The following is a 12,009-nucleotide window of genomic DNA, read 5'->3' on the forward strand; positions in this document are numbered from 1 at the left end:
ACCTTCCCACTCATGCAAACCCCATCCCCACTCGCAGGCAGCGCATTCAACCCGGCAGGCTGGCAAACGCTGGGGGATCAAACCGTCAGTAGCAGCCCTTCATCGCCTTTGGGCAATGTTCCATCCAACCCGGCGCAGTGGCAGGCTTTTGCAAAAAACCAGGCCAACTTGCGCCCTTACCTGGACAACCTTGCCAACTCGCTGGGCACCATTCAAACCTTTGTGCAACACCACGCAATTGGTGGACCAGCGCGGCAAACCGCGCTGCAAAACCTGGCTCATTTTGCTCGGCAAATCGACAAGGGTGACCCACGCACCCTGACCCCCTTGATGCTCAACGAAAATCGCAAAAACCTGCAATTGTTTGCTGATCAATTGAACAACCCAAAACTTTCCACTGAGCAAAAACTCGGAGCGGCGCTTCAAATGGCACAGGGCCTGGGGGTTTGCAAAGAAGGGGAAGCTTTGAACATTCTGGATGCCACGCAAACCCTGAGCTGCGCGCAAAGCGGATTTGAAGGCACTTTGCTGCAAGCCAAAAACAAACTGCTGGAGCAACACTTGTTGGCCGTGGTCAAACATGAGGCCCACCTGCGCGGGCAAAGCAACAGTCGTTTGGGCGAGGAACTGGAAATTCACCGGGTGCAAGCGCTTAAAAATCATGTGGCCGACCAATGGGGCCTGCCTGTGATTCAAGACCGCTATGCCACCTTGGGCTTTCAAAACGAGGTGGGGCCCATCGCGCAGGCCGTGCTCGCCCAAACCTTAACCCCCGCCGCCCTGGCTGGCACGCTACAAACGCAGATCCATGAATTGCTGAATTCCCTGGCCGATGGCAACTTGCACGAGGGCATGCCGGCCGCAGACCTAATGACCGAACCCTTGCGCCGGGCCCTGCAAGCCACCTTCGGCGAGGCCATCGGCCTTGAAGACTGCCTGCTACTGAGCGAGGATTACTCCACCATCAAGCTTGCCCCTGCCCAAGAGGTGCAAAACAAGCTGCTGCAAGCCATGCACAAAACCGGGGTGTTGAAAGCGCCCGCGCACGCTGTGCATTTAAGTGGTAGCACCTCCATTGAACAGGCCATTCACATGGCGCAGCAGCACCGTGGACCCAAAGAGTTCACGCCGACGTCCACGGGTAGCGCTTTGCTGTGGGTCAACTTAAGTACGTCACTTGCGCCCCAGGAAAAAAAGAAAAAAGAGGCGCACAACGCGCTGCATCTGCTTCCATTGACACCCATCATAAAGCGCACTGTTTAGGTGCATTTTCAGCTCAAAAAGCGGGCATTGTTTTTGCTCCTAATGCCCCACTTTGATTAAAAAACCCGGAAATTCACCAAAATGGAACAAATAACACTCGCTCTAGACACTCTTTTTGTGCTTCTTGGCGCCATCATGGTGCTTGCGATGCATGCTGGCTTTGCTTTTTTGGAGGTGGGCACCGTCCGCCACAAAAACCAGGTCAATGCCCTGGTCAAGATTTTGGCCGACTTTTCGGTCAGCACAGTGAGCTATTTCTTCATTGGCTATGCCATTGCCTATGGGGTGGGCTTTTACGACCCGGCCACGGTGCTTAATGAGGGCAATGGCTATGCCCTGGTGAAGTTTTTCTTCCTGCTGACTTTTGCGGCCGCCATCCCGGCCATTGTGTCCGGTGGCATCGCCGAGCGCGCGCGCTTTGTGCCCCAACTGGTGGCCACGGCCGCTTTGGTCGGCTTGGTCTACCCCATTTTTGAAGGCATTGTTTGGAACGGCAACTATGGCTTCCAAGACTGGCTGAAGAACGCCTTCGGCGCCCCCTTCCAAGACTTTGCGGGTAGCGTGGTGGTGCACGCCGTGGGCGGATGGATTGCCCTGGCCGCCGTGATGCTGCTGGGCGCACGCAAGGGACGTTACACCAAGGACGGGCGTATTACATCCCACCCCCCTTCGTCCATTCCCTTCTTGGCGCTGGGCAGTTGGGTGCTGGCTGTGGGCTGGTTTGGTTTCAACGTGATGAGTGCTCAAAAAATCGAGGGCATTTCTGGCCTGGTGGCGGTTAACAGCCTGATGGCCATGGTGGGTGGCACGCTTGGCGCGCTGCTGGCTGGCCGCAATGACCCCGGTTTTGTGTACAACGGTCCTTTGGCTGGCTTGGTCGCTGTGTGCGCTGGCAGCAACATCATGCACCCTGTGGCCTCGCTGGCGGTGGGAGGCATGGCGGGCGTGTTGTTTGTGTACATGTTCACCCTCACCCAAAACCGCTTGAAAATTGACGACGTTCTGGGCGTATGGCCCCTGCATGGCCTGTGCGGGGCATTTGGTGGCATTGCTGCTGGCGTGTTTGGTCAAGAAGCGCTGGGCGGCATGGGTGGCGTCAGCTTCATGAGCCAACTGATTGGCACCGTGGCCGGTGTGGTTTTTGCCCTCGTGGGCGGTTTGCTGGTGTATGGCCTGCTGAAAATGGCCGTGGGCATTCGCCTGAACGAAGAAGAGGAGTTCAATGGCGCCGACCTGTCGATTCACAAGGTAAGCGCCAGCCCAGAACGCGAGACCAGCTGGTGATTTTAAGGGGCTTGGCCCCTACTCCATCGAAGGCTTAGCCGCCCGCAGGTTTGCGGCGCACCAAGGTTAGCTTATTGCCCAAGGGGCTGTCTTGTTCACCAAGCAGCCCCTTTTCTGTGACCAACAAATCCGTGGTTTTAAACATGGGTGGCCGGCCTGCCCGGGCTTGGGAAACTCCCGTGGAAAATGTGAAGGGGTCGAAAGATTCTGCCACCGTGCCATCCACGCCGAGGCGCACCACCTGACCACTAAAAAAATAAGTCACTGCATATCCACCCGCCACCAGCGAAAAATCGTCCGGAATGGCATTGAACTGCCCAATCACCAGCGGCACGCTGGGGGAACCGTCGGGTCGAATGGTCACAGCGCTCAGCTGGCCAAAAGCCGGCGGGGCCGAATCGGTAAACAACAAGGTGCGCCCGGCCCGCTGCACACCATTGGGAAAGCGACCAGCGAGATCCAGCCAGGTGGACTGGTTGAGCACCCTTAGCGGATTTTGCGGGTCAAGCTGCAGCTTCACCAGCTTGGGCGAGGGCAGCGAGGCGCCTGGCAACGGGCCATCGGCCAGGTACAGGCTGTTGCCATCGGGCCCATCCACCAAGCCATTGGCCAAACCCAGCCCCTCCATTTGGAAAATTGGCGCAATCGCCATGCCTTGGGTTTTTAGGGGCCCGGCCCACAAGCGACCATCGCCGCAGTTGGCGTACAAGGTGTTTCTGGCAATGGCCAGGCCAGTGAAATTGCATTCTTCGCTGGCCAGGGCCTTGGCCTCAAAACTTGCATCTGGCTTTTGCAGCACCTCGTACACATTTCGACCACCCGACACAAACAAGCGCCCATCATTTGAAAAAATCAGATTTTCTGCATCGGGGATCGTGGCCAGTGGTGTGATGTCCGCACACGCATTGGAAAAGCACGGCCCGTTTGCACCCACGCCAGAGGCTTGTGCCCGGCTACCACCGGCCGACACTGGGGGTTCGCTGCCGGTGCAGGCTTGTAGCGCCGCAGCCACTACCAGGGCGGGCACCATTCGCAAAGCTGGAAAAACCATGAATATCTCCGAAGGGCAATGCCACTTGTACCCTGTGGCAAGGCGCTTTGGATTTTTATGCCTTCACATGCCCTTAACTGGACATGATTTTCAAAGCCTCGGAATAGAAGTCACGGCGAATTAAAACAAACACGATGGCTGCGCTAAAGGCCATCAGCAAGGCGGGATGGATCATCCAGGTCACCGAGGCAATGCCAAAGTAATAGCCGCGCAGGCCACGATTGAACTCATCGCCGGCCAGGCTGTTGATGCGGGCCAGCTTCTTGATGTAAGCCTGGTTGTAGGCTTCATCGGGATTGCCATCGGGGGCCCCCCCCACCAAGATGGTCAGCAGGTTGAACTGCCGCAAGGCCCAGGTGAATTTAAAGTAGGCCACCACAAACACCACCAGCACCAGCAGCACCTTGATTTCCATCAACCCTCGGCTCACTTCGCGGCTAAACGGCAAATCTGAGGTGATGTTGACCAATTGGTCGAGCGTTCCCAAGAGGGCAAACAAGCCCGCAATGATGTAAATGGTGGTGTTGGCGTAAAAGGTAACGCTGTTGACCAGGTTCCCAATCAGGGCTGTGTCGCCCACGCGGTTGCTGCGCTTGACCAATTCTGCCGCCCACAGTTTTCTAAACTCGTGGGTTTTTTGAGCCAAGCCGCGCCGCCCCACTCGCCTGGATCCATCCACCACATAACCGTAACCACGAAAACACACGATGAAAAAAATCACCGCCACCCAGTCAAAGGGGGTAAGCAGTCGCAGGGCTTCTTGCAAGGCAGTCATGGGCGTGCGGCGCAGTCAACAAGCCCACATTGTGCCTTAGTCAAACGAGAACTGGTACAACACGTCAACCGCATTGTCTGCGCCTGTTCTGGCAATAAAACTAAGCCGCCGCGAATATTGGTAATTCAACTTCAAAATGCTGGCCGCCGTGGTCACCGATTGATCAAAACTCAGGTACACACGGTTGCTAAACCGCTTGCCCAACGAGATGATGCGCTGCGACAGCAACGGATCGTCGGCACCAATCACCGTGGCCGATGCGTCGGCCCCTGGGGCCACCGCCACCTTGCTACCCACCGCGCGCGAGTCGGCTGCAGTCAGTGACCCAGTGCTCAGGCTAAGGTCATCAATGCCCAGGTTTTTGGCGATTTTTCGGGTGGTGCTTTCATCGCTGTCACCAAAAATAGCCGCTGCTGCTGTAAGCAGCAAGGTGGAATCACGGTCGGCCGAATTGCTGCCTCGGCCGATGATCATCCAGGACAACTTCTCGGAATCAGGCACAGCGGGGTCGCTGACCAAGGTAATTTTAGGCCGCTGGGCTGTGCCGGTGACCTCAACGCCTGCTTCGACGGCCACGCCCTTGCGCACGGCACGCACATTCAAGCCGGGGTTATCCAACGGCCCCTGGAAATTAACCACCCCTCGATCGATGGTGAGGTCTTGCCCATAGGCGCGGTAAATACCGTCCACGGTCTCGATGGTGCCGGTGGCGCTTAGCCGGCGACCCGAGCGGCGCGTACCGCTGCCGCCCACACCCTCTTGCATCACCAGGCGCATGCCACCTTTTAAGCGCGTGCGCAGGCCCTCGGCGTTCAGGTAAAACTTGTCCCCCAAGTTGGCCTGCAATTGAAAATCAATCGGCATGCCCGCGCCCACTGCCTCGCTGCGCCCTTGAATAAACACATCGTCGCTCAAGGTTTCAGGTCCGCTTTCTGGCATCTCAACGTACGCACCGAGCGCATTCGCCTCGCCCCGAATACGCAAGGCCCCCCCCTCGCGGTTGGGCTGGGCCACGGTGAGCGTTGCGTTGGTCATCAACCAGCGATCTGGGCGTTGCAAAAGGGGAACGCGGTCGGCCTTTACACGCACCTCCCCACCCTGGCCAGACAAGTTCCACCGCCCTTCAGCCGTGAGGGTGCCCACCCCTTGAATCAGTGGACCCAACTCTTCGATCTGCCTGCGCGGCGCTTGCCTGTTGTACACCGTGAATTCCAGAGTGTCGATTTGGGCATGGTCGGTCGTGAAATCCACCACCACGTTACCGTCCTCAAGCCGAACGCCTTGATCCAACTGGAAAATATTAAGGTTCATCGCAAACAGGCGCCCCTTGACGTCAGGATTATCGACGGTACCCCCCAGGGCCACAGCCACCTGCCCAGTGCCGCTGGTGCGCACCCCGCCACTGATCATGGGGCCCAACCACTTCAGCTCGGTGAAGCTGGCGGCCACCGCGCCCCGCATGGGCAGGGCCGTGGCCAACCGCCACGCCTTGCTCGCAGGGTCTTGCTCCACAGGCAAACGCAAGTCGGCTGTCACCAAGCCAAACTCGGTTGCGTCAATGTTGAGGTTTAGCTTTGCGGCTTGGCGATTGAAATTGAGGTTGGCTTCAAAGGTTTTAATGGCCACTTCAATTTGTGAGTCTTCCAACACCTGCAACCCCCCCGACAAATGTCGCACTGACACCTGTCCGTCCATGGCCTCTGCCGAGGCCACATAACGCCAATCAATGGTGGTGTAAAGGTTATTGGGCTCCACCGACACCTGGGTACCCAAGATGGGCGACAACCTGGGAATCAAAAACTTCGGCGCGTGCCCCTCCACCCGCACCTCCTGCCCCGACACCCGCAGCAGCGCATTTTTGAATGTGGAACCATCCGCAGTTCGAATCTCAAAACCTGTCATCTCCACCAAACCGGGTGCCAACAGCAAGGGCGCGGGCGAGGCCAGCGACACCGAGCGCGTGGGCCACCACAAGCCTTCCACATTCAACACATTCAAGGCGCCACGCCATGCCAAAGCGCTCCCTTTGGGTTTGAAAGGGCTCAAGCCCCCTAGCGCGCCCAATTCCCCCCGCAGGGGCCGCGAGTCACTAAAGCGGTTTTGACCCGTGTCGAACTTCGCCAACACCCGATGCTCGCTGCGCGTGCCATTGATCTCCAGGTCAAGGGTTTGCAACCAAGGCACGGGTTCCCCTGCAGCCCCCAACCTGCTGATCTGCAGCGCCCCCACCCATGGGGAATCGGCCTGCGCCCCCAGTTCAAACTGCCCATCGGCTCGGCCCACTTGCAGCGCATCTCCCACGCGCAACTGCCTGGCTTGCAGCTGAACCTGGCCGCTCGCTGCAAGACCCTGCCCACGCACCTTGCCATTCAAAGCCAATGTGCCGTCCAAAGACATGCCCAAGGCTTTACCAAGCGCCTTCAATTGGCTCAGGTTTGCGTCGATTAACACCGCATCGGCCAAACCCCCATAGCTGCCTTGAGCCTCCAAGGTATTGCCCAGCACATCGAGCTTAAGGTTTATCGAATCAAGGCGGTTTTGCGACGCATCCACAACAGCCAACAAACTCAAAGGGGCATTGGCTAGGCGCGAATTGCGCACCTCAGCCTTTAAGTTGCCCAAGGGGGTTTGCAAGCCAAATGCGTTGGGTTTCGGAGGCATTAATACGCCATCAAACCCCACAGCTCCGTTCAGCCTGCCCTCAAACCAGGGGTTTTTGCCCGGCATGTAGGCCGCCGGGTTGAACTGCTCAAAGGCCAGTTGCAGTTGGCTGCGCATGGTACCAGCCAAGCCCACCGTGCCTTGGGCCGCCACCGTGGTGGAACCATCTTTCAGGTCCACGGATTCCAGACGCAAAATTTGCCCCACTTTGCTGGCCTTAACATGGCCTTGCAGTGCAATGGGTTTGGGCAAATCGGCCAACACGCTGGCGTCCACAGCACGCAACTGCAAATCAAGGGCCAGCGGGCCATCTTCTAGCTTGCTTGCCTTGCCAGTATCCGCCTGCGGAGGCGGTGCTTGCCAGTGCAACAAACCCGACACACCGCCTGCCTTTTTCGGCCCGTCAGCCAGTTGAAGTGTTTTTACCTGTACCGTGGCGCGCGTGGGGCTTTGCTCTTGCAGGGCGACATCAAATTCTGCAAGCAAGGTTTGCAAAGGCAGGCCACCACGCTGAAGGGCGACGGGGGCGTCATTAGACAGTACAAGTCGCCCCGCACTGGCTGTGAAGTCGGCATTGGGTTCCAACTTCAGCTCAGCGTTCAACAAGGCGGCGGGCGCAGAATCAATCCACTGCTGCGGATTAAACCGCTGAGCACTGGCAGTTACCTTTTCGATCAAGGCGGCATCCAAAGGCCTCACCGTGGCCTGCACATCCAGGCGCTGATTGCGCTCTGGCTTTTCAAGGTCTTGCCCTGTGGCATGAAGCACCAGTTCTAAGCGCTGAAGATCGCCCTCCACTTTTAAATTGCCATTGAGCGCAAGCGATTCAAAATTTCGCAACACCCGGATGGCCCCGTCCAAGGCGTAGGGCTGCGCCAAGGTCATTTTGGCCACAGTTTGTACTGCAGCCCCTTCAAACTCCAATTGCAGGTTTTCAAGATCCAGATGGCCGTTGCTGGTTTTGGCCTTGCCCTGCAGGTTTTGAACTGTCACGTCGTCAAGCCGAATTTCGTTCAAAGCCAACTCGTCCAGTGCAATGTCGACTGGCAAATCAATTCGCTCCGGCAACTCAAGGGGCGGGTCATCTTCAGAGGCCGGGGGCAACTGCAAAGCAAGTGATTGCGCCTTGATTCGCTTGATGTGTACACGGCGGGTGAACAAACCGCGCCAATCGGCTTCAAACTCGACTTGCTTCAACTCAAGCAACAAATCACCATCTTGGTAAAGCAACTGATCAACCAAAAAACCACGCCACACACTGCCGGCGCTGAGGTCAACTTGCAAAGTTTGCGAGGTGTTTTGTTGTATCCACTGTTGACCTTGGGCCAGCGCAAACTGCAAGCCTGCATGCGTACCCAACAGCCAAGCCACAAAGCCCACCAGCCACAAGGCCAACGCCAAAGGCAACAGCAGCGCCCACAACAAAGCCTTCTTCAAAACGCAACCCCCAATGCAAAGTGGATGCGGATTTTATCTGCATCCAGCGCCTTGGCCACATCGAACGCGATTGGCCCGGCTGGGGTTTTATAGCGCACGCCCACCCCAAACGCAGGCTTTGGGTCCAGCGCATCCCAGTTGTCTGCCACATCGCCAATGTCGGTGAACACAGCCGCGCCCAAGGGGCCATCGAGCCAACGCACATATTCAAGACTTCCGATCACCAAACGTCGCCCACCCACCAGCACACCTTGATCCAGCACCCCCAGATCCAGAAAATCAAAGCCCCGAATGCTATTGGTGCCGCCGGCGCGGAACAGGTAATCTTGCGGAATATCCCGGCGTGCACTGGCCGCAACCGTGCCCAGCTCCAAACGCGCGGTAATCAATTGATCCCGGGAAGGTGACCAAAATTGCTGCAGCTTCCCGTATAAACGCACAAAGTCTTGGTCAGACGCCAAGGTTTCGGAAGCCGCAGCCACCTGACCAAACGCCACATAGCCATCGGTGGGGTTTAGGCGGTCGTCCACCCGGTTGTGGGTCCAGGCGGCGCTGGCCACCAAGGCCTGGGTTTGACCAAAATCCACGCCAAACGCACGCCGCTCTTCGAGTTGGAAGTTCAACCCCAATTGATAATCTGTGGGGCCAATGCTGAAAGCGCGCACCGCCCCCACCGCCGAGCGATCCACCTCCTGATTGGACACCTGCTGGTAATCAAAGGCCACCCCCACAGAATCTGTGATGCCCTGCCGCGACGGCGGCAAAAACACATCGGCGTAGGTGGACTGCCGTTTTTGCTCAAGCCGAACACCGGTGACCAGGGAATAGGCTCGATCGAACAGGTTGTTGTGCTGGTAGGTGGCTTCGGTTCTAAAACCCGTGTTGGAGCTGTAACCAGCACCCAAGCCCAAACGCTTGCTGTCGCTTTCCAACACCGTGACCTCAATGGGCACTTGCTCTGGCTTTTGGTCGTCGGTGTCGATCTTGACATCCACAGACGAGAAATAAGCGGTGTTTTGCAGGGCAGACAGCAAATTCAACAAACGCTCCTGCTCATACCTGTCGCCGGGGCGAATGGTGTTGTAACGCTCAACCAAATCGGGTGGGTATTTGCTCAAGCCCTCGATGTGCAACTCACCAAAAGTAAACACAGGGCCACTGTCGTACACCACGGTTAATTCAACCTGGTTTAACTCTGGATCCACGTTGGCCAGGCTTTCAGCCAATGTAGCGGCCGCAAAATCTCGGGCCAGCAAATCCCGAAGCAGTGCATCTTTGCTGAGGGTCCATTCAGACTGGTTAAACGGCCGCCCCACGGGCAACTGCCACAAAGCTTTTAAACGCTCCCGCCGCGCCGCGAACTCGGGGCCATTGATGGCGCCATCAAACTCAATGTTCAATGCCGACACCACGGTTTGAGGGCCTGGCTCGATGCGGACCCGAACCACTGGAGGGTCGTCCTCTTGGGCCAGTTCACCCAATTCACGCCGAATGGTGGGCGAAAAATACCCCTGCGTGCCCAGGGCGTCTTCAATGGCCGGTTGCATGCGCCTGTACAACTGCCATGCATCCCCCTCGTCGACCACCTGCGCAGTAGAGCGTATTTGTCGAGTAGCGCGCAACAACAGACCAGTGAACTCTGGGGGCACCAAAAACTCCACTTGGGGCCAGTCGGATTCGGGCGTGAGTTCAATTGCGCGGGCAGCCCCCCCCCATAGCAAAGTCAGCAGACCAGCCAAAGCTACAAGGCAATTAAAAAATGTTAAATTTTTATTCAAATTAACCCACACACTTGTACCACCCCAAATTTTGGGGGGGGTTATTTACATCTCTAACGAATCCCAAAAAGCCGGAGTCAAAAGCCCTCTGAGCACTCGACTTATTCATAATTAAATAGATACTTAACGCCTTTAATTTAACAAAGCGAGCTCAAGAGCTTTCTTCAAAAACAGGACGATTATTTTTCAAACTTTTACACTTTCCGTGAATCCGAAACCCGTGTTTGTGAGTAAAACCCGTATAAATCTGGAAGTCATCCATCAACACCAGAACCATTAGGAACCCAAACATGCAAGCCAACAATCCCGACGTGGGCATTATTAAATCAGCCTCTGGCCTTCAAGTGGAGCGCGCAGGGCAAATTACGCAATTGTCCCAGGGCGACGCGCTGAAGTGGAACGATGTGCTGACCAACCGTGGCAACCAGACCATCGACGTGTTGATGCCTGCGACCTCCACAGGCCATGGTGACACACTGCTTCAACTCGCCCCAGGCGCCTCGGCCAAGCTCGAAAAAATTGCATCCAGCATCGCCGATGGTGCAACCCGCACAGAAGTGGTTGCGCTAAGCGAAGGCGTTGAGCTTTATGACATCGACAACGAAATTAGTTCTGCCATTTTGACACCATACGAAGGCACCATGTCCGGATTGGTCGGTGCAGGCCTTTTGGCAGGCGGTGCTGCAGGGGCCGGCGCTGGCGCCGCAGCAGCAGGGCTTGGGGTTTTGGGTGCAGCTGCGCTACTGAGCGATGATGATACAGATGCTGATGCCGATGCCGATGCCGATGCCGATGCCGATGCCGATGCCGATGCCGATGCCGATGCCGATGCTGATGCTGATGCTGATGCTGATGCTGATGCTGATGCTGATGCTGATGCTGATGCCGATGCTGACGCTGATGCCGATGCTGACGCTGATGCTGACGCTGATGCCGACGCTGATGCTGACGCTGATGCTGACGCTGATGCGGATGCTGACGCTGACGCTGATGCGGATGCCGATGCCGATGCCGATGCCGATGCCGATGCCGATGCCGATGCCGATGCCGATGCCGATGCTGACGGCGACCCCTCTGGCGTAATCGGAGGTTTAGACTCTCTGGAACAAAGCCTGGAGGGCACGCCACTTGCGGCGGTGTCACCTGTAACCACGGCAGTAGGCGGCGGCTTGGGGCAAGTGTCTGATGGCATTGCAAGCTTTTCGGAAGATGATCCAACGTTCTTGAGCGGAACACTCTCCCAGGCTGTCGGTCAGCCGCAAGAGGGCTACACCAACGAGCAAAACGGTGTGGCAGGCGTGGTAAGTAACCTTTCGCAGGGCCTTGCAGCAGGCGCCGAAGGAGAAGACACGCAACCCTTGGTCGGTCCCTTGTCCCAAACATTGGGCTACAGCGAAGAAAACGGAACAGACGGCGTAGCGGGCGGACTCACTGCAGTGGGCGATGCGCTTGCGGGCGATGAAAGCCAACTAAGTGCAGTGACCGCCGACCTCCTGGCCCCTGTCGTTGGCACCGGAGAGGGCGATAGCGGTGGTTTGTCTGGCACGGTAACCCAGGTCGGGGACGGCCTAACTGACCTCACAGGCGAGGGAAGCGCCCTGAGTGGCCTAAGCGTTGTCACCTCGCCATTGAACGACATGGTGCTCTCTGAAGTTTCCGGGGGTCTTCAAGAGGTGGGTCAGCAGATTGTGGATGGTTCATCCATGGCTGGCCCAGGCGCAGAATTGTTTGAAACAGTGGGCGTTTTGGTGGGTGGTGAA

6 protein-coding genes and 1 pseudogene are annotated in these 12,009 nt (G+C 57.2%); 3 read left to right on the forward strand and 4 right to left on the reverse strand.

The features are described from left to right. The first annotated feature begins 12 nt into the window (after nt 1-12). On the forward strand, nt 13-1,263 hold the full coding sequence (locus tag ACEQU8_RS05070) for a hypothetical protein (RefSeq protein WP_370261968.1): 1,251 nt from the start codon (nt 13-15) through the stop codon (nt 1,261-1,263). 81 nt (nt 1,264-1,344) lie between these two features. Further along, nucleotides 1,345-2,547, forward strand: a complete 1,203-nt coding sequence (locus tag ACEQU8_RS05075; protein ID WP_370261970.1) for an ammonium transporter — start codon at nt 1,345-1,347, stop codon at nt 2,545-2,547. A gap of 34 nt (nt 2,548-2,581) precedes the next feature. Here ACEQU8_RS05075 and ACEQU8_RS05080 read toward each other — a convergent pair whose 3' ends face one another. The 4 genes from ACEQU8_RS05080 to ACEQU8_RS05095 form a co-directional block, all read right to left on the reverse strand. Continuing rightward, on the reverse strand, nt 2,582-3,598 hold the full coding sequence (locus ACEQU8_RS05080) for a hypothetical protein (RefSeq protein WP_370261972.1): 1,017 nt from the start codon (nt 3,596-3,598) through the stop codon (nt 2,582-2,584). 73 nt (nt 3,599-3,671) lie between these two features. Next, nucleotides 3,672-4,373: a DUF599 domain-containing protein gene (locus ACEQU8_RS05085; RefSeq protein ID WP_370261974.1), complete on the reverse strand. Its 702-nt coding sequence runs from the start codon at nt 4,371-4,373 to the stop codon at nt 3,672-3,674. A 36-nt stretch (nt 4,374-4,409) separates the two neighbouring features. After that, the gene (locus ACEQU8_RS05090; protein WP_370261976.1) at nt 4,410-8,471 is read right to left on the reverse strand and encodes a translocation/assembly module TamB domain-containing protein; all 4,062 of its coding nucleotides are present in this window, start codon (nt 8,469-8,471) and stop codon (nt 4,410-4,412) included. Continuing rightward, nucleotides 8,468-10,249, reverse strand: a complete 1,782-nt coding sequence (locus ACEQU8_RS05095; RefSeq protein ID WP_370261978.1) for an autotransporter assembly complex family protein — start codon at nt 10,247-10,249, stop codon at nt 8,468-8,470. The genes ACEQU8_RS05090 and ACEQU8_RS05095 overlap by 4 nt, the downstream gene beginning before the upstream one ends. Before the next feature lie 290 nt (nt 10,250-10,539). On the opposite strand from ACEQU8_RS05095, the pseudogene ACEQU8_RS05100 reads away from it, so the two are divergent. After that, nucleotides 10,540-12,009: pseudogene (locus tag ACEQU8_RS05100) on the forward strand (hypothetical protein); the annotation flags it as partial.

It is taken from the genome of Limnobacter sp., assembly GCF_964228395.1.
Lineage (GTDB): Bacteria > Pseudomonadota > Gammaproteobacteria > Burkholderiales > Burkholderiaceae_B > Limnobacter.

What these genes read in the sequence shown, in the direction of transcription:
- ACEQU8_RS05070 (WP_370261968.1), top strand. Translation starts at nt 13, where the DNA reads ATGCAAACCCCATCCCCACTCGCAGGCAGCGCATTCAACCCGGCAGGC.
- ACEQU8_RS05075 (WP_370261970.1), top strand. Translation starts at nt 1,345, where the DNA reads ATGGAACAAATAACACTCGCTCTAGACACTCTTTTTGTGCTTCTTGGC.
- ACEQU8_RS05085 (WP_370261974.1), bottom strand. Translation starts at nt 4,373, where the DNA reads ATGACTGCCTTGCAAGAAGCCCTGCGACTGCTTACCCCCTTTGACTGG.
- ACEQU8_RS05080 (WP_370261972.1), bottom strand. Translation starts at nt 3,598, where the DNA reads ATGGTTTTTCCAGCTTTGCGAATGGTGCCCGCCCTGGTAGTGGCTGCG.